The organism is uncultured Solobacterium sp. (genome assembly GCF_963517755.1).
Lineage (GTDB): Bacteria > Bacillota_I > Bacilli_A > Erysipelotrichales > Erysipelotrichaceae > Bulleidia.
Window position 1 is genome coordinate 1 of record NZ_CAUQGG010000005.1, and the last position, 24275, is coordinate 24275.

Below are 24275 nucleotides of genomic sequence, written 5' to 3' on the forward strand. Positions count from 1 at the left end.
AGTGCAAAATCACCTGGATATACTTTTCTATTACCTTGATCTTCATGAATTTGTGTACCACCAGATTTCGGTAATAAGATTTCAATACTTCGATGCCAATGCCGTGGTACAGAAATATTTTTTGAAGTATTATCAATCTTCACCTCAATGATAGATAATGGTATATCATCATCCATTTTAATAGGTTCATAGATTTCGTCATATGTATCAACTCCTTTACCAGGATAGTGAGACATAAATGTATCAATACGGAATTTACTCATTACTACGTCTCCTCATGTTTCAGAAAAATAAATATATAAAGTATATATTTATCATAACCTATAAACATCTGTTCATCCATGCATGAAAATTTCCATCTGATATAAAAAACAGTACATTTGAATCAATGTACTGTCATAACTAACTAATGAACAATGCGATAATATGCTCTTGATGTAAGACGGAATATAACAAAATAAACAATGAAGAAGATTCCGATTACCGCAAATAACATCTGTGCATACTCCATATAGGAATTTACCGCAAATAAACCAAGTAATTGAGAAACTATCTTTGATGCTACTAGGCTATGTAAAGTAGCTACTGCTAATGGTGCTAAAAACAGCCATAATACTTGTGAATTACTTGTTTGGTGAATTAATTGATCTGGTAATCCAACTTTTTTCATAATCTGGAATTTATCGCGATCTTCATATCCTTCATTGATCTGTTTGTAATATGTAATCAACACAGTACCGACAATAAAGATAATGCCAATTAGTATACCTAGGAATAGGAATCCACCATTTAACTCATACGCTTTTTTGATAGTTTCCTCTCTCGTTTCAAAATCGAATGAGTGTTCTTTCGCGTATGTTGACTGTGTTGCAAAATATTTTGTTTTATCAACTACATTTGACTTAAGATTCCAATTTAGGTTTGCCGTAATATTTGGTGTATAATATTCGCCTGTATCAATATTCTTCATCTGAAGAACTTCTCCAATTTTTTTCATAACTGTGAAATCTTTTGCGATGATTCCATAACTTTCTACAGCATATGTTGAAGGAATAAAATTCGGAACTTTATGAATCGTATATGTAATATCACCAATCTTAACTTGGTCTAAATCAAGCAGATTTTTTTGATTTGTACACATTAAGATTTCATTGTCTTTTAATTCGATTTGTTGATGTGTACGTTTATTGTAACTTGCAAGGTCACGAACAATCATAAAATATGGTTTTAGTGCTTGTTCTGATTTTAAAACCGTTAATTCATCCCCTACACGATTTGCTGCTGTTTCGTATCCATAAGAAACATAATCATCCTCAAGACCATTAGAAACTTCTAGACCTTGATTAGCTGCAGTATATAAAATATGTTCAATTTCATCTTTGTTTTCTGTAGTAACGATTTCATCTGAGGATAATGAATAATCGCGTGGCATTACATAATCTACCGTTTTTTGAATTGTCGAGTAAATTGCTGCAGTTACAGATAATGTAATTAATACACCCGTGCTAAGAATAGATACACTTGCTAGTGACACTGCATTTGCCTTCATACGATACAACAGTCCACTAACACTTAGAAAATGCGTTGGCTTATAGTAAAATTTTTCATTTCTTCTTTGTAGTTTTAAGATAAAAATCGAGAATGATATGTATAAAAGATATGTTCCAAATAGTACTAATAAAGCGGCAGAGAAGAAATAAACTAATGAACTTAATATTCCTTGAACCGTTAAGGCAATTGCATATCCTGCACCAAGTAAAATAAAGCCTAATAATAAGAATAGATATCTATTTTTGGGCTCACCCTCACCTTTATGTTGATTTCCTAGAAGTTGTACAGGAGTTGCAAGATAGATCTTAATATTATTTCTGATAAGAGTAATCACAAATAATACGAAAGCTAATACTGCTGTCGATACACATGACTTTATACTAAATGGATAATCCATTAAGCTACCTGCTGTATCTTTCAACAGATAATTCAATGCAATGAAAGTAACTTTGCCAAAAATATATCCACCGATAATGCCAATGATAAGTGCACAAATAAACAATACAAAATATTCAATGAATAGAATTTTACGAATATGTTTCTTTTCTAAACCAAGAATTCCATATAATGCAAATTCCTTGTTTCTACGCTTGATTAAGAAACCATTTGCATACATAACAAAGATAAACGCAAAGATAGCAACCATTACAACACCAAATTGAATAACAGATGGTAGATCTGCATGCCGTGTCAATACATATTGATTTGATAAGAGAGATACCATGATATTAAACAATAGAAACATGATTCCAATTGATAATACAAATGGTATTTCAAGCAATCTATTTGCATGCAGGTTACGCTTTGCAAACCCAAATGCCATTCCCCACTTCATTAGTCTTCACCTCTTTTTGAAAGAACTAACTGTGCCTGATGAATACGTTCCATGAAGTTTGCTTGGTTCTCATTTGTTCCTCGGTACAATTCATGATAAACAATACCGTCTTTAATAAATAAGACTCTCTTTGCATAAGAAGCTGCACGAAGTGAATGTGTAACCATCAAAATGGTTTGACCATTTCGATTAATACTATCAAATAGATTTAGAATCATTTCGGATGAAGCAGAATCTAAAGCACCTGTCGGTTCATCCGCCAACAACAATGATGGTTTTGTAATCACTGCTCTTGCGATAGCTACTCTTTGTTTTTGACCACCAGAAATTTCATAAGGGTATTTATTTAGCAATTCTTTGATTCCAAGGCGGTCCTGCATATTGGATAGTCTATCCTTCATCTCTTTTACCGGAACCTCAGAAAGGACAAGTGGAAGAAAGATATTATCCTGATTGGTAAATTGATCTAGTAAATTAAAATCTTGAAATACGAATCCAAGTTCAGTTCTTCTAAAGCTTGCAATTTCTGAATCTTTTAAATTACTAATATTTTTTCCATTCAATAAGATATTTCCTGACGTTGGTTTATCTAGTGTCGCAATCAAGTTTAAAAGTGTTGTTTTTCCTGCGCCAGATTCTCCCATAATCGATATAAATTCTCCCTGCTGTACAGAGAAGTGAATACCACTTAAGGCTTCTGTTTTAATATTTTTTGTTTGATATATTTTCTTAATATCTGTAAGTTCCAATACTGTTGTCATATTTGAAATCTCCTTTTGTATAGTCTTATTTTATAGTCGTAAAAGACTACTAGCATTTATCAAACATGACAAATCATGCCTGTATTCTTACATTTTTGTAAGGTTAGTAGGAAATACCAATCGAAAGATACTACCTTTCGATAGCTTTGATTCTACTTCGATTTGAATATTTAATCTTTCTGAAATCTTTCTAGCAAGATATAATCCTAATCCACTGGACTTCTCATTCATTCGGCCATTAAAACCTGAATATCCACGATCAAATATCTTAGGAATGTCTTCACTGCGTATACCGATTCCGGTATCCCTGATTTCTAGTGCATGTTTTTCTTCAAGATATTGAATCGCTATCTTTCCATTTTCTGTATACTTCAATGCATTCGATAAAATTTGTTCGATAAGAATCGTGAGCCACTGACTATCACTAATTACATATGTTAAATTACTTTGATATTCTAGAGAAATATGATTATGAATAAATAACAATGAATATTTCTTCAATAGATTCTTGATAATATCATCAAGATTCACCTCTGTAATATCCATATCAGTAGAATGATCAATCATCTTTAGATAATTCATTGCCATATTGATATATTGTTCTATATACATTAACTGCATTTTTAATTTCGTATTGGTAGTGTCATCCGGTTTATCTAACAGAAGTTTACTAACAGTCATAGGAGTTTTAATTTGATGTAGCCACATTAAAAAATATGCATTCAAATCATCTTTCTGGTTTAACATTTCACTTTTCAAATTTTTATTTTCATTTAATAGTCTTTCATTGTCATCTTTTACATCACTTAATTTTTGATACTGAAACCAATGTACAATTAAATAAATCAATAATATAAACCCCAGTATCTCTATTCCTAGAAATACATATTCTATCTCTAATGTCGCTAGTACAGAAATAGTGATAAATACGATACAGACAAGAAGATATCCAAATAGGATGACACTTTGATTTTTCATATAATCCAAGAACAATTTCATCGTATTATTTGCCCTCTTTCAGATAGTATCCAATTCCTTTTTTAGTCTGAATCAAATCATCAAACCCAATTTCTGATAATTTTTTTCTTAGACGCGTCATATTCACTGCTAAAGTATTATCATCGATAAAATTATCACTCTGCCAACAATGATCCATGATACTATCACGCTTTGCGATATCCCCTTTTGCTTTAAATAAAGTCTCTAGGATCAACAGTTCTGTATGTGTTAAATCAATCGATTTATCACTACTTTCTAATTTGGCAGCCGATAAATTCAACTTCAAATTACCAAAGATTAAATTATCTGTAGATAATACATAATCATATGTTCTACGAAGTAATGCTTGAATCTTCACACGTACTAAGTGAATATTAATTGGTTTAGTTATATAATCATCTGCCCCACACTGCATTGCCATAACCATATCCATGTCATCACTATGTGAAGATATAAAAATAATCGGTACGCTAGACTCTTCACGAATCTTTTGAGTCCAATAATATCCATTGAAATATGGTAGTGTAATATCCATTAAAATCAATTGAGGTATATGTTCTCTAAACTCTTCTAATACTGCATTGAAGTCATGAATAGAACATGTTTCATATCCCCATTGTTTTAATTCTTCACTGATGACTGCAACTATGTCTTTATCATCTTCTACTATTAATATCTTCATCATCATTACCCTAACTAATTCGTGTATAAAATACACAGAACTATCATAACACACAAAAAACCAGTGAATCTTATAGCTTAATATGTTAGTTATTTAAATCGTGATGTTATTATAATATCAATGAGTATGAGGATTCTATGGTTGATAGTAAAGCTGCTAAAGAACTAGCAATAAAACTTAAAAAATTGTGGGATAATGACAACTATGTCAAAGGAGTTATTGCGTTTGCGAAAACAGAAAAAAATATTCTTACGATATCTCAATTTATCGATATGTCATATCAATTGGAAAAAGATATCACTGCAGATGATATTTCATTCCTACTGGAAGTTCTAGAGAACAAGTCATAATATTTAAAGACCATTCTTATTAACACTAGCATTTTTATAATTCATGTTGTATAGTCTGAAAGCAAGTATTCTGTGGCAACCTTTTATCGCTTAAGTGCGTGTTTGCCAGAGTTTGCTTGCGTTTTTATATACTTTTATATTCGTACGATAAATATAAATTAGTTTATCTATTCATCCTAAATAAAAGTGAACCTTTTGACGATAGGCTCACTTCTGAATACAGATTATTTTATAGACACATCTGGTAAATCTTCTTTACATCTTCCACTGTTAATGGAACATATGCATGCTTTAATCGATCATGCGAACATGCCGACTCTGCCATTGCTTGGAAGTGTTCTTCATTAATGTTGACTTCTGTTAGTGTCATTGGAATTCCATTGGACTTGAAGAAGTCATGTAATGCTTGAATACCTTGTTTTGCTAGAAGTGCTTCATCATCACCTTCTAGACCCCATACATTTCTAGCAAACTTTGCTAAACGTGGTGTAATCATTGGGTTTTTTGCAAGGATATACTCTAGCCATCTAGGAGTAAGAATCGCTAGACCTACTCCGTGTGTGATGTCATAGTATGCACTCAATTCATGTTCCATCGCATGACATGGCCAGTATGTATCTAGCTTGCCATATTCTGGAATACCTGAACATGCAATCGATGAATTCCACATTAGATTTGCACGTGCAGAATAGTTTGTAGGTTCCTTTAATGCGATTGGAAGATTCTGAATCACTGATTTTAAGACACCTTCTTGAATTGCTTCAGAGAGGTCTGAATCATCTGTTCGTGAAAAATATCCTTCCATGATATGACTCATGATATCGGCTGAACCTGCAGCTGTCTGGTATGCAGATACGGAGTATGTATACGTAGGATCACAGATAGATACCTGTGGAAATGTAAAGGATCTGCCAATCTTTTTGTTTAATGCCATGTTGGAGATAACGCCACCACCATCGAATTCAGATCCTGTTGCGGCGAGTGTCAAAATATCAACGAGTGGTAACGCTTTAGAAGTACCACGTGAATCAAGTATCATCTGCCAATAGTCATCACCTTCATAATAGGCTCCTACTGCGATTGCCTTTGAACAGTCTAGCGTACTACCACCACCAACGGATAAAATTACATCGATGTTGTGTTCTTTACATAATTTAGAACCGCGCTCAACTGTTTCAATACGTGGATTTGGTTCGACACCTGCACATTCTACAACAGTAAATCCACCTTCATTTAAAATCTTCATCACTTCATCGTATAGTCCGATTTTCTTAATAGAGCCTCCACCATAGGTAAGTAGTACGCGCTTGCCGTATTCGTTTAAGCTCTTGGCTAGATGTGAAATTGCTCCTTTGCCAAAGTAGAGTTTGGTTGGAATGTAATGTTCAAAGTTTTCCATTGTATGTTCTCCTTTTTTATAGCGATACAAATCAATTATTCAAAGTTTACTTTGTTATTGTCGAAACTTTTAATTTTTGCAAGGCTTTCGACACGATAGCCTTGTTTACGTAGCTTCTCGCCACCACCTTGGAAGAGTTTTTCTACACAGATACCAAGTCCTACAATTTTTGCACCACTTTGATTTGCAATATCAATGAGACCATCTGCCGCTAGCCCATTTGCTAAAAAGTCATCGACAATTAAGATAGAATCATCTTTATTTAAGTAATCTTTGGATACCGTTACTGTAAAGTCCTTGTTGTAAGTATAGGAATGTACATGAGAAGTATATACACCATCTCCAATATTCTTCGATTTTGCTTTCTTTGCGAAAACAACTGGTACATGGAAACGTTGGGCAATCGCTACTGCTACCGCAATACCAGAAGCCTCAATGGTTAAAATACGTGTTATCTTTTCATCTTTATATAGACGGTAAAATTCATCTGCCATCTGATCGAGCATCTCAATATCTATTTGATGATTCAGGAAACTATCTACCTTTAAGATGTTTCCTGGAAAAACCTTACCATCTTGTAATATCTTTTCTTCTAACTCTCTCATAGGTTATATAGTTTTGTATACTTCTCCTCAAGATAATCTAGGTAGTAATTCACGTTGAATTCTTCCCCGGATACCATCTTCATTAACTCTGGTGCTTCATATCTAAAGCCATACTTATGGATATGTTCCTTGAGCCAGTTCATGATGACATTATATTGGTTATTGCTTAGTAATGTTTCTACATCTAAATCTTTACGCATTGCATGCATGTATTGTGCCGCAAATGCAGTTCCTAATGCGTATGTTGGGAAGTACCCAAAGCTTCCATCTGACCAGTGTACATCTTGTAAGATACCTACTTTATCATTTGGTACGTCAACTCCTAAGTATTCCTTATACATCTTATTCCAAGTTTCATTTAGGTCTTCTGTAGAGATTGTTCCATTGAAAAGTCCCTTTTCAATTTCATAGCGAACTAGGACATGTAATGGATATGTTAATTCATCTGCCTCCGTACGAACAAAGGATGGTTTTGCGACGTTGATAGCTTCATAGAATTCATCAAAGGATACATTACCTAACTGAGTTGGGAATGTTTCCTGTAGTTTTGGATAGTGATATTGCCAGAAAGCGGTTGTACGCGCTAAGTAATTTTCACATAATCTAGATTGTGATTCATGCATACCTGATGAAATTCCTTCGGATAGAATCATACCATCATACTTAGGATCTACATCATGTTCATAGTATGCATGTCCTACTTCATGGACTGTTGATAATACTGCTGAAACAACATCATTCTTTACGTACTTCGTAGTCGTACGACAATCATTTTCGCATGTCCATGATGTAAATGGGTGTTCCGATTCATTCTGATATCCCCATGATGAATCAAAGTGTAGATATTCAAGTAATTGTGTCATGAATTTCTTTTGGTCTTCAATTGGAAATTCCTGATGTAGGAATGCTTCATTCTTTTGTTTGGCTTGTGTAATCTTTTGAATAAGTGGTACAAGTCTTTCTTTTAGTGCCGCAAAGAATACATCATACTTTTCTTGTGTCATGCCTGGTTCATAGTCATCAAGCATCTGGTCGTATAGGTTCTTATCGCTATTACGATAGCGATACATCTTCTTACTCACTTCGATAATCTTCTTTAAGTATGGTTCAAAGATAGAATAGTCGGATTGTGACTTTGCCTTGATCCATGCATCAAAGGATTCATCTCGTAGCTTTTGATATGCGACAAACTCTTCCTTTGGAATGCACATCGTATCCATTGCTTGTTTGTAGTAGAGTTCTACCGCACGCTTGTTATCACCATCAATCTGCGGGTCATCCTTTAATTCCTTTAAAAGTTGAACCATTGCTGAATCTGTTTCAATCGAGAATAATTCTCCTGCAAGATATGCTGAGCGCTCATCACGATAAGCAGCTCCTGCGGATGGTGCGACTGTCTGTTTGTCTATACTAATGATTGCTAATGCCATCTGATATGCAGAACGGCGAAATATCCAATCTTTATATTGTTGTAGTTTCTCTTCGTATGTCATGATATTTCCTCCTATTTTATTGCGTTTATCATACACCCAACAACTATCTTATGACACTTATAACGCAATGTTTGTTACTTACAGTATAGCCTAATCCTGTGATAAGTCTGTATTATTTTTTCATTCCTAACAGAAAAGAAAAACAGGAGTTATCAAACCCCTGTTAGATTACTTTTGGAAGTACTGTTTTAGTTTAGCGATGATTTCATCCAACGCTACACCTGTACGCTCAGACATCTTTTCCACTGTAGCCTTTGGTAACATGATTCGTGCTAGTGGAGTATCAAGTGCTCTAAACTTATCACTGATTGTAAAGAGATACTGCTTTAGATTAGGATCTGCATCCAATAAATCCTTTAGTTTTGTCTCTTTTGTGATGTTTTCAGGATTGATTGTAGAAGAACTTGTAGACACTGTGTTTTCTTCAACTGGTTCTGATTTTTCTTCTATGCCATGTTCATTATTTGACCATGTAAGTAGAGTTTGGGAACCTGTTAATGCACGAATATGTGTACAATCTTGCATCATTTCTAAGATACCTCTAAACTTACCGTCTTCATCTCTTACCGCAACATACTTGATGTAGATGAAGATTTCTGGCTTGTTAATCCAGAATTCAGCTTCATTTTGTTCGCCACTTCTAAACTTCTCAATAATTTCTTCAACGATATGAACACTCTTCTTTGGGTGGCAGTTCTTTACATCACGACCGATAACGTTCTTAGAACGTGGGAATACACGGTGCTTTGTGTCTGTATAGAAACGAACGATTTCGTTTTCATCAACGTATGATAAGTCAACTGGCATATGTTGATATACCAAGTTGATTTGTTCAAGTGTCATCTTACCAGTCTTTACATCGAACTCTTGGTCGTTTCCGATGTGGTATCCATATTTTCCAAGAAGACTTGCAAGTTCATTTGTAAATCCTTCTGTTGGTTTTGAAGATGCTGGTGTTTCTGTCTTTGTTGGTTCTACTGTGATATTCGCAAAACCAATTTCTTGGTCCCCTGATTTCATATGCTCAAATTCCTCATCAGAGATTAAAGCTAAGGATGTAGGATATAGCACTGTTTCTTCCTTCTGCATCAGATCTCTTACATCTGCTACAACCGTGCTTTGTAGTTCGATGAATTCATCTTCCTTGCCTTCTTTGATTAAGTTATAGGCTTGTGTGATTTCATCACGGATAAAGTCATCTAATGTCCACATTGTTGTTGTAGGACGTGTGAAGCCTTTCTTTTCAAGCACTGGATATAACTGATTCTGCTTGCGAGAAAGATGTTTACGCCACTGGATCATCTGGTCATATAATTCAAACCACTGATTCTTGATAACTGGGTATTGTACAAGGTCTTCTACGGATAGTAAAAGTTCCTTCATCTTTTCATTTTCAAGATAGTAACAAGCAATAGGATGTGTCTTTGGTAAATTTGGTTTGCTTGTATTTAAGATGCCATCGAATAAGTCTAGCATCGCTTGGATGTCTTCCTTACGGCATTCATCATCGATTTCTTCTTTTAATTCTTGTTCAATCAGAGCAACTTCATATGGTTCTAAAGTGTGCACCTTCTCTTTAAGAATTGCACGTGCTTCTTCCATTGTGAGTTTTCCTGCATCATATGCATTACGTACTTCAAAAACTGTTTTTAGTTTTTCATCATTTACATTCTTTAAATATTCTTTCATGTTAGACACCTCTTGTTAGTTTTCACAAACTAACTTTATCAAGTATCACTCATTTTGTCATTTGAGATTATCATATTTTCTATACCTGTAAAAAAAGACCATAACTTTCGCCATGGTCCTGTATGAAATAGATTGATTTATTCAGCACCTGTAATTGTCATGCCTTCTAAACGTGTTACAGATGGTACGACTAAGTTATTGTACTGTACTGTCTCTTTGGACATGTATAGTTCTTTTACGTAGTCGCTCATACTTCCAGATAAGGATCCACCAGAAACAACCGTCACCTTATCTCCATCATGTAAGTATCCTAGACGAATTTCACCAAAGACATTTCCTGTGACTGGATCAACTTGGAAATCAGAGAATTCAACAACTTCTAAATACTTCCCTGTACGAAGTGTTGTTTCATCCTTTTGTCCACCTGAGACAACAACATTAGAAATCTTGAAGCTATCCTTTAGATTCATATAGCTAGCAAACATGCAGCCACCCCAGTATTGCATTGGAACGTTTGCGTCTAAGAGTGCTACTTCACGGATTGGTGCACCTTCATCATCGTAATTGAAGTTTTCAGAGGAATTTGGTAATTCCTTCACTGTCTTCAGTGTTACCTTATCACCTTTTACATCTTGAGCGATGGCTTCACCAATCTTCCAATCACTTAGCTTACGATAAACGCTACCTGCAGCTAACTTCTGAATGAAGTATTGATAGATGCTTGTTGAATCGCTTGTACTAAAGATAACAGCCATCTTAGGTAGTTTAGGTGTAGGTACTGCACTCAGACGGTCTTTTCCATACTGTAAAGTCTTAGTGACGTCACGTGTTAAACCTTCTTTATCGCATCCACCAGAATTGTACATACGATAGAGTTCAATTTCATGACCATCTTTACGTGCATTCACAACTGCTTCTACCATGGAACTTGGATAGGTCTCACAAACATCTACCCCTTCAGAGTTTATAAAACGACGTTCTACTTCATTAACGAAAATTTCATAGCTGTTGATATCTTCTGTTTCTGTTTCATGAATTGAACGCATTGTTGTAATAAAGTCTTCCGCGACCTTTGCGATATCAACTGTCTTTTGATTAGGTACAACTTCCTGACTTGGCTTTACAAGAGAATATGCCTTGTTTTTTACAAATTCTGCAGTGTAGATGAGTTGTTCTACTTTACGATTGATATCTTCAATGGAATCTGTTGGATTGATTTCATCACTTGCACTACCAAGTGCTTCACCGTTATCTAAAGAACGGTGTACTGTTAGTCTAATATGCTCTACATCTTTTGCACGGTTTTGGTCTAGCTCATGACGAATGAAGTAGAATTCCCAGCCACGTGTTTTCGTATCTGTGATTTCCCAAGCATCAGCTTTAGATTCTTTTAGAATTTCTATAATCTTCTCTAACATTAGCCTAATCTTCCTTTCGTCTTTAAATATGGTCCACCATCACTGACTTTGACCCATTCCTTATGGCCCTTACCACAAGCACCACAGCCATAGACACCACGATCACCAGATAGCATCGAAACATTACCTAATACTTCTGTCACATATCCTGTCATGATGACTGGTCCTACAACTTTGCCCGTTAACTTACCATCCTTGATTTCACGTCCAAGTTTGAGAATACATTGAATACCCCAGTGCTTTGGATCTTCCATACCAGAGGACATACCCTCTAGTAAGTATCCATGTTTTACAGACGCAATCATATCTTCAACCTTATCTGTACCTGAATCAAAGAGTGTATTTGTCATACGTGTATAAACTTTATGTTCATAGTTTTGACGCTTACCGTTACCAGTTGGTTTTACCCCTAAACGTAGTGCGCTTAAGGCATCACAAATACCGCTACGTAAGATACCGTTTTCGATTTCAATGACATCTCCTGCAAGTGTTCCTTCATCATCAAACGCAAAGGAAGTCACGTTATCTGCACAAAGTGCACCTTCATGCATGGTCACAAGATCACTACCTACTCGTTTATTGATAAAGTCTTTACCAAGGGCACGGTTTTTAACGAACATATCCATCTCTACACCATGACCAAACGCTTCGTGTGCGATAAGACCAGATACTTCTGGTGTTGTGATAATGTCATATTCACCTGGTTCAATTGGGTCTGCAGTTAATACTTCTTTGGCAAATTTCACTGCGTAATCAATCTTATCCTTTAACTGTGTAAATACTTCAGGTCCACCTAAAGCAGATAATCCTTGGTAGCCAATTTCATTCTTGCCATCCATCACGATGATAGGTGCGACTACACCTTCACAATATACATAGCTCTGTCTTAAATCACGATTAGCAGTTAAGAATAACTTTGAAACGTGTGTGGATTGTGCAATCACCATACAGTCAACAACATGTTCATCTTTACCGATTGCCTCAAGGGAATAAGAATTCAAGTCATTTACTAACTTTTCGATATCTGTGTTTTCAGGTAACTGTTCACATTCCTTTTCCACAAAAAGTGTTAATGGTTCATCTTCTAACTTCTCTGTATTGTATACAGCTGTCTTTGTGAGTTTTAATACTGAAAGTTGCGCATCGAGTTCCTTTTTAATCTTGTGGTAAGTTTCCTCGATAGAATCCGCATCAAAGTGATTAAATGCATATTCGCTATATAACCCATCTTTATAGACACGCACAACACTACCGCGTTCTGTCGTTAGATTGGAAGAGCTGATGACTTTCACCTGTTGAGAGATACGAATCGCAAAGCCCTTAGAATCGGTCGAAAGAACACTGACATAATCATAATCTTCGCCTAGTTTAGACACTAATTGTTTTAAACTTGGCGCAAGTGTATTTAAATATTCTGAAAATGGTGCTTTCATAATTTTTTCATCCTTTCATTTTGCTATATTGTACATCAATTTATCTTGCTTGGATATTTCATTTTTGTAACATCTCATAGCATTTTCATTGTTTTTTTAGGAAGAAATTATTAAAATTGATGACAAATGACAATTATAAGGCGTGGACATACACGGCTTTTTGCATTTTTAGACTTAGAGGAGGATCGACTATGCGTATTGGTATGGATATCGGATCAACAACCATCAAGTGCGTTGTACTGGATGAGAATGATCAAATCATCTATTCCGCATATGAAAGACATTACAGTCACATTCTTGAAAAGACACGTGAACTGTTAACGTCTTTAAATGATACATATTTAAAAGGTAAAAAAGCATACTTTGCGATTTCCGGTTCTGCCGGAATGGGCCTAGCTGATAGTTGTGGTGTTAGTTTCGTACAGGAAGTATTTGCGGACCGCGTTGCGGCGAACCGTTTAAACCCTGGCACTGACTGTATCATCGAACTTGGTGGTGAAGATGCTAAAATCTTATTCTTAACAAATGGTACAGAAGTTCGTATGAATGGTTCTTGTGCTGGTGGTACTGGTGCCTTTATTGACCAAATGGCTACCCTTCTAAAGATGAGTGCCGATGAGATGGATAAGGCTGCTCAACAAGCAACACGTAAGTATACGATTGCGGCTCGTTGCGGTGTATTCGCAAAGAGTGACGTTCAACCATTAATTAACCAAGGTGCTTTAGCCAGTGATATTGCGGCTTCTATTTACCAAGCGGTTGTTAACCAAACAATTGCTGGACTTGCCCAAGGCCGTCCAATCTCTGGAAAGATTTTATACTTAGGTGGCCCACTTACATTCTCTAAATGTTTACGTGATAGTTTCAACGAAACATTAAAGGTTGAAGGCATCTGTCCTGAAAACAGTCTTCTATATGTTGCCTTAGGTGCCGCATATTACGCAGATAAGGAAGTTGTATTTGACGATGTTGTTAAGGGCTTAGCCAACTATGGTAAAACTGCGACATACGCAAGCTTACCACCACTCTTCAACAATGTTGAAGAATATAATGAATTTAAAAAGCGTCATGCAAAGGCTAGCGTCCCACGCGTAGACTTTGATGAAAATACTGGACCTGTTCATATTGGTATCGACTCTGGTTCAACTACCATCAAAGTTGCGGTCATTGATGATAATGCAAACCTACTTTATACAGACTATCAATCCAATAGTGGTAACCCATTACCTATCGTCATTGATGTCTTAAAGGGTCTATATGAAGCTCATCCAAACTTAAAGATTCAATCTGTAACAACAACTGGTTATGGTGAAGCGTTAATGACACATGCATTACATACTGACTTTGGTCTTGTGGAAACAGTTGCTCACTTTACAGCTGCCAAACACTTTATGCCAGATGTAGACTTCATCATCGATATCGGTGGTCAGGATATGAAATGTTTTAAGATTGAAAATGGCGCAATCTCTGACATCTTCTTAAATGAAGCTTGTTCATCTGGTTGTGGATCATTCTTACAGACATTCTCTGAAGCTCTTGGCTATAGCGTAAAGAACTTTGCACAAGAAGCTCTCTTTGCCAAGCACCCGGTTGACCTTGGTAGCCGTTGTACCGTATTTATGAATTCTAGCGTTAAACAAGCACAGAAGGATGGTGCAGGCTTTGACTGTATCTCTGCTGGTCTATCCATTTCTGTCGTTAAGAATGCATTGTATAAAGTTATTCGTACTTCCAGTCCTGAACAACTTGGTAAGAAAATCGTTGTACAAGGTGGTACATTCTATAACGAAGCTGTGTTACGTGCATTTGAAAAAGAGATGGGTGTAGATGTCGTACGTCCTGATATTGCCGGCTTGATGGGTGCTTATGGTGCCGCATTACACGGCAAAGAACATAGTAAACTAGGCACAACTTCTTCCATCCTTACACTAGAAGAGCTCAACAACTTCACACAGAAAGTTCAAAATGTTCAATGTGGACTTTGTGGTAACCACTGTCAAATGACAGTTAGTGTCTTCCAGGATGGCAAACGCTTTATCACTGGAAATCGTTGTGACCGTCCAATTACAGGTAAGTCCAATGATGATACGCTTAACTTATATGCATACAAGCAACAACAACTCAGCCAGTTAATGAAAAACCCTGGAACTGGTACACGTGGTAAGATTGGTATTCCAATGGTTCTTAACATGTACGAACTATTACCATTCTGGCATGCTTTCTTTACAAACCTAGGTTTCCAGGTAATTGTCAGTCCATTTAGTAACCGTAAGTTATACCAAGCAGGTCAAGGCTCTATCCCTAGTGATACCGTATGTTTCCCTGCCAAATTAACACACGGTCATATCATCGCTTTACTCAAGAAAGATGTCGACGCCATCTTCTATCCATGTATGAGTTATAACGTTGATGAAGGCCTAGGTGATAATCACTATAACTGCCCTGTCGTTGCCTACTATCCTGAAGTTTTAGCTGGTAATATTCGTGAGTTAGAAGATACAAAGTTTATCTATGAGTATCTTAACCTTGAACAACGTAAAGACTTTGTTCGCTTAATGCCAAAGATCATGCAGAAGTACTATCCAGATTTAAAGACATCAGATATCCATAACGCAATTGAAGTAGCGTATACTGCATACCGCAAGCACATGGAAGATACTCGCAAAGAAGCAGAACGTATGATGACAGAAGCCCGCAACGAAGGTAAACGTATTATCGTTCTTGCTGGTCGTCCATACCATGTCGACCCAGAAGTAAACCACGGTATCGATAAATTGATTATTCAACATGGTGCCTGCGTCATTACAGAAGACAGCATCTCTAACTTAGTTCAAAAGTTTGATACTTCTGTCTTAAACCAATGGTCCTACCACAGCCGTCTTTACGCCGCCGCAAAATACTGTGTCAATCACGCGGATATGGACTTAATTCAACTCGTGTCCTTCGGATGTGGTCTTGATGCTGTAACTTCCGATGAAACAAAGGAAATTCTTCAAGAAGGAAACAAACTCTATACACAGTTAAAGATTGATGAAATCACCAACCTCGGTGCCGTCAATATCCGTATTCGTTCATTATTCGCCGCTCTAGACGAAAGAAAGGAACAAGCCTAATGGAATACATGACACCTAACTTTACAAAAGACATGTTAAAAACACATACGATTCTTGCGCCTAACATGGCTCCAATGCAGTTTGCTGCGATTAAGGCTGCCATGGAAAGTGAGGGCTATCGTATTGTCATGCTAGAAAACTCTGGTGCAGAAGTTGCCCAATTGGGTTTGAAGTATGTACACAATGATACATGTTATCCCGCATTATTAATTATTGGTCAGTTCTTAGATGCTTTAAACAGTGGTAAGTATGACCTACAGCATACAGCCCTATTGATTTCACAATCAGGTGGAGGCTGTCGTGCTTCTAACTACATTAAGTTATTACGTAAGGCACTTGTAAAAGCAGGCTATGATTATATCCCTGTCGCATCACTCAATGCATCAGGTCTTGAAAAAGGATCCTCGATGCCAATGACTTTACGTCTTCTGCTCAAGGTTCTAGCCGCTGCAGAATACGGTGACTTGATTGCCGCACTACACAATCAAGTAAAACCATATGAGGTTAACAAGGGAGATGCGGCTGCTTGTGTTGCCAAGTGGACAGCACAAGTACAGGATTGGTTAAACCACAATAAAAACTACACTATCTTCTCTATGAAGCGTCGCTTCAAAGATATTGCAAATGACTTCGCTAAAATTCCAGTGAATCGTACACCGAAGGTAAAAGTTGGTGTCGTAGGAGAAATCTATGTAAAGTTCTCCCCAATGGGAAACAATGACTTAGTCTCCTTCCTAGAATCACAAGATTGCGAAGTCAATATGCCAGGTCTTATGGGATATATTGAATACTGTGTTGCCAACGCTACATTAGACGTACAAATCTATGGTGGTCCATTTGTAAAGCGTAAAGTAGCTGATCTTCTACTAGCATTCTTAGATAGTATTGGTATCGCCATGGCTAAAGCTATGGAAAGCGCAGGCTTCCACGGTCCTATGTCCTTTAAGGAATTAATGAAAAAACCGGAGGGTATCCTCTCTCTTGGAGTTAAGATGGGTGAAGGTTGGTTATTAACATCCGAAATGATTGAGTTAATTGAAACAGGATATGAAAATATTGTCTGTGCACAGCCATTTGGTTGTTTACCAAACCACATCGCTGGTAAAGGTGTCGTCAATCGTATCCGTGCGAAGTATCCAAACGCAAATATTACAGCTGTTGACTATGACCCTAGTGCTACGAAAGTTAACCAAGAAAACCGTATCAAGTTAATGTTATCAGTAGCGAAAGAACGTCTCAATCAGAAAAACAATTCAACAAAACTATAGAAAATGGGATTGGCCAATACGGTCAATCCCTTTTACATCTATCCATTACACTTTGCTAGTAAAGCTTTTACTCGTTGTACATCCGCAGAGTCATCCTGGTGCCATTCTTCTTTTAATAACTGTAATTCACGTTTGTATGCATGTTTCGCTTCATTCTTTTTGTACATACGTAAATACAGTTGTGCAATAGATTCTAGATGATCAATATAGCGTGGCTTTGGTTGTAGCTCAAAAGACTTCTCAAATAAAGTGATTGCCTTTTCGTACTCACCATGACTAGCATATCTACCTGCAACCAAGAAATATGCTTGCCAATCATGATTTTCTTCTAGATACATATCATACTCTTTGCGCGTCGCTTGAAAGCCATTTGATGACTCGTGAATTAACAAGCGATAAAAATCATTGAAACAATCTTGAATGACTGTCCTACGTCTTTCTAGTACTTTAGCAGCTTCATCAAGTCTACCATCATCAATCAAATTATCTAATAGATACAAATATGCACGTGTGGTGGTTGGATGTTCTTGAATAAAGTTTTGGTAATATGCAATTAATTCACTGTGATTTGCGACATTCCAATCCAGTCTTCCACCATGCATTGCATTATGAAATGTATTATGTAAAGACTTATCGTCTGGATTTAATGCAAGTGCTTGTTTGGTATAGCTAGCTGCTTTCTCGTCTAATTTAATTGCGTATGTATGATATAAGTCACCAAGTAATGTTAATGCATGTAAATCATTTGGATTTACAGATAGTTGTTGTAACAAGAAATTTTCTGATTTACTAAAATCCGCATGAGTAAAGTAACGTTCATGATTCAGCATATTTTCAATCTGTTGATACGCACTTTCTTGGCTGTAATCAAAGAGTTCATCAATCTTGACACCGAATATCGCAGCGATTTTGGGCAAGAATAAAATATCTGGATAAGATTCTTCATTTTCCCATTTTGAAACTGCTTGTGCAGTGATGTTAAGTTTTGCGGCCAGTTGTTCTTGAGATAAGAATGTTTCTTTCCGCAATTGTTTAATTGTTTTTCCTAGTGTCATACTACACCTCCTAGAAACATCTTATAGATTAATAGTACAACTGTTCATTGATGAATCATTGATTTTTTTCAACCAATCATTGAAAAAAGCAGGTTTCCCTGCTTTATTGATTCTCCGCGAAGAATACTGGCGCATCATCTACAGTTGACTCTGTACTCCAGATAGATAAATTGAGATTCTTACCACCCATACGAATCATATGTTCTTCCTTGGTTGGGAAGATACGAGCAGATAGTACATATTCCCCTTCGTTTACGAAGATTTCTACTGTACTATGATCCACTAGGATATCCATTGAAGTTAAACCATTCTCTAAGATAATTTGGCGTTCGGTACCATATTCTTCATTGAGTTTATTTGTTAAATCAGAACGATCAACACGTAAGCGTTTTGCGTACTTATCATAGGAAATCGCAAAGCCTCTTGCAATAACATAGTTGCGTGAGAATAGATTTAAATCAAGTGATTCCGCATCAGGATTTTCAATGCGAATAATCGCACTATTTGGCATTTGACCATGTAGTTTATCACTGATAATTTCACCATTCTTGGCACAGAAGAGTTCATCTTTCTTGATGGATTCAAATCCTCGAACTGGTGTTTGGTATAATTTGCCTTTGCGAATTGTTAATTCACGTGCAAAGGTTTGTAATCCTGACCAACCTTCTTCATCTGTTGGTGGATATGTATAATCTGGAACAGCAAACCATGCAGACATGATTGAACAGTCGGAATAAACATTCTGTGAAGCACATTGTGGCGCATAGAAATCAAAGCCACGATCAAGTTCATGCATTGGACCATCTGGTGTAAATGTGAGTGTTTCAAGGTCTAAATCACCAATTAAATAGACACTGTTAAACTTATTGTAGAATTCATCTCCATTAGGTTCAATTCCCTGTGGACTAAAGATCAGGACATCATGTAATCCAATCTTTTGTACATCCGGACATTCCACCATGTATCCAAATCCATTCTCATATCCTTTGACTTTTAACTCACCAAGGAATTTCCAGTCTGTCAAAATAGAATCAGAACAATACACTAAAATAACACCCTGTTCTTGTTTGTTTTGAGCACCTAAGAAGATATAGTACATATCATCAATACGCACAATCTTTGGATCACGTTGATGTTCCGTATAGTTCTCATTTGGAGTAATCAAAGGACGCATTGCCTTTGTGTATTGTTCATCTCCTTCTAGAGTTGCTAGAAGTTGATGAGGTCTACGCATACGGTTTTCATCACGATAGTTTCCTGTATAGGCAAAGTAGATTGTGTCCCCTTCACTAATTGCTGTACCGCTATAACAACCGCAATTTTCGTATTTTCCTGTTGGTAAGAGTGCTACACCACGATTCTCCCAATGAATTAAATCTGGACTAGTCACATGGTACCAATGTTTCAAGCCATGAACTGGTCCAAATGGAAACCATTGATAAAATAGATGCCATTTCTTATTACAGTACGTAAAACCGTTTGGATCATTCATTAAACCAGTGACTGGTTGTACGTGGTATGTTGCACGCCACATAGATGCGGCATTCTTTTCATGTACACGCACCAGTTCATCTGTATCTCTCTTCATTAACATCCGCTTTTTATCTAACTCATTGACTGTTGTCATGTTGTGCCTCCTATTACTACATACTTATTATAAGTCATTTTCTCTTTATTTCACATGTCGAACCAAAAAGTCGATACGATGTTTTTGTGTTTCACCTACACGAATAATAGGCTTTGGTTCAATATGAGGATAGTTGATTCCATTTGGTAGATATTCTGCCTCTAAACATACAGAACTTCTTTCTGGATAGTGATGTCCATACTTACCAATTGCGCCATCTAACCAGTTGGCAGTGTATAAATGAAAACCTGGATAATCTGATGCCATTTCAAGTTCTAGCTTTCCATCGGAGAGAATTGCCATTGTACGTAACCCTTCTACTGGGAATGGAAAGTGATGATCATACCCTTTGCCATATACAAGTTGTATATCATCTTGGTTAATATCTTGACCAATCTTCTTTGCCTGACGGAAGTCAAAGGCAGTATTCTCTACAGCTTGAAATTCTGACTTTGTTAAGCATGTTTCATCCAATAATGCATAGTGATCTGTTGGAATCATCAGTGTATGATTGAGGATAGATTCACTTTCATCAAGATTAAAGTATGCATGGTTGGTATATGCAAACAAGGTATCTTGATCTGTAGTGGCTGTTGTTTCAATATGTAATCCCTTCTCAGATAAACGATAGGTAATTGCATAGTCTAAATTACCAGGATAACCTTCTTCCCCATCCAAAGATACGCGAGAGAATGTAATAGAGTCTTCTGATGAAGTTACTGCATACATCTTCTTATCAAATCCCTCTTTACCACCATGGTTACAGTTTCCATTATTATTGATAAATAATGTGTATTCTTTTCCATTTAAAGAGAACTTACCCTTGCCAATACGATTCGCGGTTCTTCCTACTGAAGCGCCTAAGAATGTTGTCTCTTTTTGGTATTGTTCAGCTGTTGTATAGCCTTGCACAATATCCTTACCACTTTCTTTATCGATAAAGGAAACAAGCGTTGCACCATAATCCGTTACCTGTACTTTAAAGTTCTTATTTTCCAACGTGTAAAGATAGATATCTTCTCCACTTTGTTTTTTACCAAATAGTATCTTTTCCATGATGATATAGCCTCCGATGATATTTATTTTCAAAATTACTTATCATCAGTATAGCCTTTTCACTACGAAAATTCGACATGGTGATTCTTAATTTTCGTTTACTTGCGACTTTTCTTTAAAAAAGTTATTCTTATTCATATTAAGGAGCATACTATGTTTTTTAAAAAGACCTCTTCTGTAGAAGTGGAAGAAACTGATACACGTTCTGGTAAAGATGCGATATGGATGATAACGTCCATACTGTTTACATTTCTATTAGGTGGATTTGTCTTCTGGAAATCAATGAACGCTGGCATTCAATATTTAACAACTTTAGTACCTTTATTGTTAGTCATTGCCTTCTCTGGTACGTATTTCTATAACAGATCTGCGGATATGCGTATGTTTTCGGCATTTACTGGACTTGCGGCGATTGGCATTGCATTACAAGTGATTATCGATGCACAATATCAAGTCATTTCACAGTTCAGTATGGTCAAATACTTTGCAGGACTTGCGATCGCAATCGTATTAATTCTTATGTATCGCTTGATACGAAAAGCATTAAACTTTAATTATACAACCTACTTCTTATTGGTTGTGGCTGCCTGTCTATACATTGCCCTTCTTTTCTTTGGAAAAGATACCAATGGTTATGGCACAACTGCTTGGATTAAGATTGGTCCTGTATCATTACAGTTAACCGATTTCGCTAAGATTACCGCAATTCTCTTCTATAGTTCTCTATTTTCTGCTCGAAAGACCTATTCAAATCGTTCGATTTTAATTCTTTCTAGCATATTCTTTATCGTTAATTTTATTGGGTCTGTTCTGATTCATGAACTAGGTTCATTCTATATCCTATATTTCTTACACCTTTCCATGTTGTATATCTTTATGGAAAAAGGCAAAAAGAAGAGAATCTATCTTTTAACAATTGCGATTGCGACAATTTCTGCAATTGTAATTCTATTCTTACTGTATAAGATACTTGCGCCTAGCGCTGCTGCCGGTACATTAAATGGCTTAACGAGAATCCTTTGGCCAATTGTCCGTAAAGTATATTTACGCTTCTCTATTACCGCAAATATCAACTCTGATCCTTATGGTGCAGGCTTCCAATTATTCCAAGGAAAACGTGCTTTGTGGATGTCAGGATTATTTGGAAATACTGTTAATTTTACTGCTATTCCAGTTCCTGAAAGTGATATGGCATTTGTGACATTAGTGAACTCATTTGGTATGCCTTTAGGCTTTATTGTAGTATTCCTATTATTACAGATAGGAATACGTGGTAGTGAATTGAGTAGACGTTTAATTCTAACAGATAAGCAGGATGCGGTTGTAGCCTATGGTGCGACAGTACTGCTATTTATGCAAGCAATGCTTGTCATCTTAGGTTCATGTAATATCATTCCGTTAGCCGGTTTACCTATTCCATTTTTATCGCGTGGTGGAACCTATCAAGCAATCGCCTTCTTCTTTGCGGGTATATTACTACAGATGTCAGAACGTCATGATGAATTTGATGATGAAGATTTCAAACAAGGAGGTGACGAAAACAATGACGAACAAGCGTTCACCAGAATCGATATCGATGCGTAGGATACGACTTGTAGAAGTCGTAGGTATCATCGTCAGTTTAGTGTTTACCTCATTTTTTGCCTATAAATATTTAATTAATCCTCGTATCAATACAAACGCAAACAAAACGAAATATCATATTATTTATGATGCAATCAAATCCTATGCGGTTGAAGGAACGATTGTGGACCGGGATGGAAATACTATCCTTGGAAATGCGGCTGCTGATACAAGAGCGACTGCAGACTATCCACAGAATTTAAGTTATGCATGGTTGCTTGGTTATTACTCCATAAATGAACATCAACAAAATAGTTATGGTCTAAGAGGAAATTTAAAAGACTATCTCCTATTTCAACTGGATAAAAACAATCAAGGAGCACTTGTAAAACTAACTACGAATACAGACTTACAAAACTATGCATACCAACTATTAGATGGTATGGAAGGAAGTATCACCGTGCTTGACAACCAAACTGGAGAAATTCTTTGTCTTAGTTCACAAAGCACAGTTGACTTTGATGTGAATGATCCAGATAGTATGCTTGCAAGTAACGTTGCGGAGTCACAATATCGTCGTGGTACCTTTGAGAAAGATCCTCCAGGCAGTACCTTTAAAGTCGTAACTGCAGCAGCAGCTTTAACCATGCAGGAAGATGAAAATCTTGATGATAGCTTCTTCCAGTTTAACGATACTGGCAGCTACATCCCAGCAGGCAGTGACTTTGTTATTACCAACTTTCAAAATCAAGTATTCGGTACAATCGATATGAACACCGCTCTAGCAAAATCCTGTAACTGTTACTTTGCGGATTTGGGAATCCGTGTTGGGGCAGATAAACTCACTAAGATGATGAATGCCTTCATGGTAGGAAAAGATATTACCATCCCATATCTAGATACCATTCATTCCAGCTACAATATCGGCAACAACGACAACGCCGAACTTGCACAAACTGCATTTGGACAAGGCAATACAACCATTACTCCCCTTCATATTGCGATGATGGCACAGGCAATCGCAAATGATGGTGTGATGTTACAACCACAAATTGTAAAGTCTATTCAATCCGATGGAAGAACACTCTATCGTTCTTCAAAGAATTCCTTAAGTACAACCACAACACATAGTGTAAATGAAAAACTTAAGGAATATATGCATAGTGCAGCCTTAGAATATGGTTTATCAGAAAGTGGTTATGGTATGGTATATGCCAAAACAGGTACTGCTGAATGTGCAAATAATCGTATTCACAGCTACATGATGGGATTTACAGATCGTTATTCTTTCTGCATCAGCGCAAACAACAATAACGGCAGCGCTGAATTATATGGAATTGCACAAAGACTTGTAAGATATTTAAATAACCTATATTAA

At 36.5% G+C, this 24275-nt stretch carries 18 protein-coding genes and 1 pseudogene; 5 read left to right on the forward strand and 14 right to left on the reverse strand.

Annotated elements, in window-relative coordinates; translation table 11 throughout:
- The 5 genes and pseudogenes from RWM19_RS03965 to RWM19_RS03985 all read right to left on the reverse strand — a co-directional run.
- Positions 1-263, reverse strand: a pseudogene (locus tag RWM19_RS03965) (hypothetical protein); the annotation flags it as partial.
- 143 nt (positions 264-406) lie between these two features.
- Positions 407-2386 (reverse strand): FtsX-like permease family protein, encoded by a 1980-nt coding sequence (locus RWM19_RS03970; protein WP_313983973.1) that lies wholly within the window; start codon positions 2384-2386, stop codon positions 407-409.
- Positions 2386-3147, reverse strand: coding sequence for an ABC transporter ATP-binding protein (locus tag RWM19_RS03975; protein WP_313983976.1), 762 nt, complete (start codon positions 3145-3147; stop codon positions 2386-2388). The genes RWM19_RS03970 and RWM19_RS03975 overlap by 1 nt, the downstream gene beginning before the upstream one ends.
- Before the next feature lie 87 nt (positions 3148-3234).
- Positions 3235-4146 carry a sensor histidine kinase gene (locus RWM19_RS03980; RefSeq protein WP_313983978.1) on the reverse strand — a complete coding sequence of 304 codons (912 nt, stop codon included), beginning with the start codon at positions 4144-4146 and terminating at the stop codon, positions 3235-3237.
- A 4-nt stretch (positions 4147-4150) separates the two neighbouring features.
- Positions 4151-4828 carry a response regulator transcription factor gene (locus RWM19_RS03985; protein WP_313983981.1) on the reverse strand — a complete coding sequence of 226 codons (678 nt, stop codon included), beginning with the start codon at positions 4826-4828 and terminating at the stop codon, positions 4151-4153.
- A 137-nt stretch (positions 4829-4965) separates the two neighbouring features.
- Here RWM19_RS03985 and RWM19_RS03990 point away from each other — a divergent pair, with 137 nt between their 5' ends.
- The gene (locus RWM19_RS03990; protein ID WP_313983984.1) at positions 4966-5178 is read left to right on the forward strand and encodes a hypothetical protein; all 213 of its coding nucleotides are present in this window, start codon (positions 4966-4968) and stop codon (positions 5176-5178) included.
- 229 nt (positions 5179-5407) lie between these two features.
- Here the strand turns inward: RWM19_RS03990 and RWM19_RS03995 are convergent, their stop codons facing one another.
- The 6 genes from RWM19_RS03995 to RWM19_RS04020 form a co-directional block, all read right to left on the reverse strand.
- Complete coding sequence (locus RWM19_RS03995; protein ID WP_313983987.1) at positions 5408-6577, reverse strand: iron-containing alcohol dehydrogenase; 1170 nt, start codon at positions 6575-6577, stop codon at positions 5408-5410.
- A gap of 35 nt (positions 6578-6612) precedes the next feature.
- On the reverse strand, positions 6613-7182 hold the full coding sequence (locus tag RWM19_RS04000) for a xanthine phosphoribosyltransferase (protein WP_313983989.1): 570 nt from the start codon (positions 7180-7182) through the stop codon (positions 6613-6615).
- Positions 7179-8675, reverse strand: coding sequence for a carboxypeptidase M32 (locus RWM19_RS04005; RefSeq protein WP_313983992.1), 1497 nt, complete (start codon positions 8673-8675; stop codon positions 7179-7181). Before RWM19_RS04005 ends, RWM19_RS04000 begins: the two co-directional genes overlap by 4 nt.
- Positions 8676-8843: 168 nt before the next feature.
- Complete coding sequence (locus tag RWM19_RS04010; RefSeq protein WP_313983994.1) at positions 8844-10364, reverse strand: PAS domain-containing protein; 1521 nt, start codon at positions 10362-10364, stop codon at positions 8844-8846.
- 137 nt (positions 10365-10501) lie between these two features.
- Positions 10502-11782 (reverse strand): metallopeptidase TldD-related protein, encoded by a 1281-nt coding sequence (locus tag RWM19_RS04015; protein ID WP_313983996.1) that lies wholly within the window; start codon positions 11780-11782, stop codon positions 10502-10504.
- On the reverse strand, positions 11782-13215 hold the full coding sequence (locus RWM19_RS04020; protein WP_294021305.1) for a TldD/PmbA family protein: 1434 nt from the start codon (positions 13213-13215) through the stop codon (positions 11782-11784). The genes RWM19_RS04015 and RWM19_RS04020 overlap by 1 nt, the downstream gene beginning before the upstream one ends.
- Before the next feature lie 191 nt (positions 13216-13406).
- Here RWM19_RS04020 and RWM19_RS04025 point away from each other — a divergent pair, with 191 nt between their 5' ends.
- Both RWM19_RS04025 and RWM19_RS04030 read left to right on the forward strand, forming a co-directional pair.
- The gene (locus RWM19_RS04025; RefSeq protein ID WP_313983999.1) at positions 13407-16328 is read left to right on the forward strand and encodes an acyl-CoA dehydratase activase-related protein; all 2922 of its coding nucleotides are present in this window, start codon (positions 13407-13409) and stop codon (positions 16326-16328) included.
- Positions 16328-17596 carry a 2-hydroxyacyl-CoA dehydratase gene (locus RWM19_RS04030; RefSeq protein WP_313984001.1) on the forward strand — a complete coding sequence of 423 codons (1269 nt, stop codon included), beginning with the start codon at positions 16328-16330 and terminating at the stop codon, positions 17594-17596. The genes RWM19_RS04025 and RWM19_RS04030 overlap by 1 nt, the downstream gene beginning before the upstream one ends.
- 38 nt (positions 17597-17634) lie before the next feature.
- Here the strand turns inward: RWM19_RS04030 and RWM19_RS04035 are convergent, their stop codons facing one another.
- From RWM19_RS04035 to RWM19_RS04045, 3 genes are all read right to left on the reverse strand, one after another.
- Positions 17635-18651 (reverse strand): helix-turn-helix domain-containing protein, encoded by a 1017-nt coding sequence (locus RWM19_RS04035; RefSeq protein ID WP_313984003.1) that lies wholly within the window; start codon positions 18649-18651, stop codon positions 17635-17637.
- 103 nt (positions 18652-18754) lie between these two features.
- Positions 18755-20278: a sucrose-6-phosphate hydrolase gene (locus tag RWM19_RS04040; protein ID WP_313984006.1), complete on the reverse strand. Its 1524-nt coding sequence runs from the start codon at positions 20276-20278 to the stop codon at positions 18755-18757.
- A gap of 45 nt (positions 20279-20323) precedes the next feature.
- Positions 20324-21334: an aldose epimerase family protein gene (locus RWM19_RS04045; protein WP_294023445.1), complete on the reverse strand. Its 1011-nt coding sequence runs from the start codon at positions 21332-21334 to the stop codon at positions 20324-20326.
- Positions 21335-21487: 153 nt separating this feature from the next.
- On the opposite strand from RWM19_RS04045, the gene RWM19_RS04050 reads away from it, so the two are divergent.
- Positions 21488-22918 (forward strand): FtsW/RodA/SpoVE family cell cycle protein, encoded by a 1431-nt coding sequence (locus RWM19_RS04050; RefSeq protein WP_294023444.1) that lies wholly within the window; start codon positions 21488-21490, stop codon positions 22916-22918.
- Entirely contained in the window at positions 22878-24275 is a 1398-nt protein-coding gene (locus tag RWM19_RS04055) for a penicillin-binding transpeptidase domain-containing protein (protein ID WP_313984011.1), read from the forward strand. Before RWM19_RS04050 ends, RWM19_RS04055 begins: the two co-directional genes overlap by 41 nt.

What these genes read in the sequence shown, in the direction of transcription:
- RWM19_RS03970 (WP_313983973.1), bottom strand. Translation starts at nt 2,386, where the DNA reads ATGAAGTGGGGAATGGCATTTGGGTTTGCAAAGCGTAACCTGCATGCA.
- RWM19_RS03975 (WP_313983976.1), bottom strand. Translation starts at nt 3,147, where the DNA reads ATGACAACAGTATTGGAACTTACAGATATTAAGAAAATATATCAAACA.
- RWM19_RS03980 (WP_313983978.1), bottom strand. Translation starts at nt 4,146, where the DNA reads ATGAAATTGTTCTTGGATTATATGAAAAATCAAAGTGTCATCCTATTT.
- RWM19_RS03985 (WP_313983981.1), bottom strand. Translation starts at nt 4,828, where the DNA reads ATGAAGATATTAATAGTAGAAGATGATAAAGACATAGTTGCAGTCATC.
- RWM19_RS03990 (WP_313983984.1), top strand. Translation starts at nt 4,966, where the DNA reads ATGGTTGATAGTAAAGCTGCTAAAGAACTAGCAATAAAACTTAAAAAA.
- RWM19_RS03995 (WP_313983987.1), bottom strand. Translation starts at nt 6,577, where the DNA reads ATGGAAAACTTTGAACATTACATTCCAACCAAACTCTACTTTGGCAAA.
- RWM19_RS04000 (WP_313983989.1), bottom strand. Translation starts at nt 7,182, where the DNA reads ATGAGAGAGTTAGAAGAAAAGATATTACAAGATGGTAAGGTTTTTCCA.
- RWM19_RS04005 (WP_313983992.1), bottom strand. Translation starts at nt 8,675, where the DNA reads ATGACATACGAAGAGAAACTACAACAATATAAAGATTGGATATTTCGC.
- RWM19_RS04010 (WP_313983994.1), bottom strand. Translation starts at nt 10,364, where the DNA reads ATGAAAGAATATTTAAAGAATGTAAATGATGAAAAACTAAAAACAGTT.
- RWM19_RS04015 (WP_313983996.1), bottom strand. Translation starts at nt 11,782, where the DNA reads ATGTTAGAGAAGATTATAGAAATTCTAAAAGAATCTAAAGCTGATGCT.
- RWM19_RS04020 (WP_294021305.1), bottom strand. Translation starts at nt 13,215, where the DNA reads ATGAAAGCACCATTTTCAGAATATTTAAATACACTTGCGCCAAGTTTA.
- RWM19_RS04025 (WP_313983999.1), top strand. Translation starts at nt 13,407, where the DNA reads ATGCGTATTGGTATGGATATCGGATCAACAACCATCAAGTGCGTTGTA.
- RWM19_RS04030 (WP_313984001.1), top strand. Translation starts at nt 16,328, where the DNA reads ATGGAATACATGACACCTAACTTTACAAAAGACATGTTAAAAACACAT.
- RWM19_RS04035 (WP_313984003.1), bottom strand. Translation starts at nt 18,651, where the DNA reads ATGACACTAGGAAAAACAATTAAACAATTGCGGAAAGAAACATTCTTA.
- RWM19_RS04040 (WP_313984006.1), bottom strand. Translation starts at nt 20,278, where the DNA reads ATGACAACAGTCAATGAGTTAGATAAAAAGCGGATGTTAATGAAGAGA.
- RWM19_RS04045 (WP_294023445.1), bottom strand. Translation starts at nt 21,334, where the DNA reads ATGGAAAAGATACTATTTGGTAAAAAACAAAGTGGAGAAGATATCTAT.
- RWM19_RS04050 (WP_294023444.1), top strand. Translation starts at nt 21,488, where the DNA reads ATGTTTTTTAAAAAGACCTCTTCTGTAGAAGTGGAAGAAACTGATACA.
- RWM19_RS04055 (WP_313984011.1), top strand. Translation starts at nt 22,878, where the DNA reads ATGACGAACAAGCGTTCACCAGAATCGATATCGATGCGTAGGATACGA.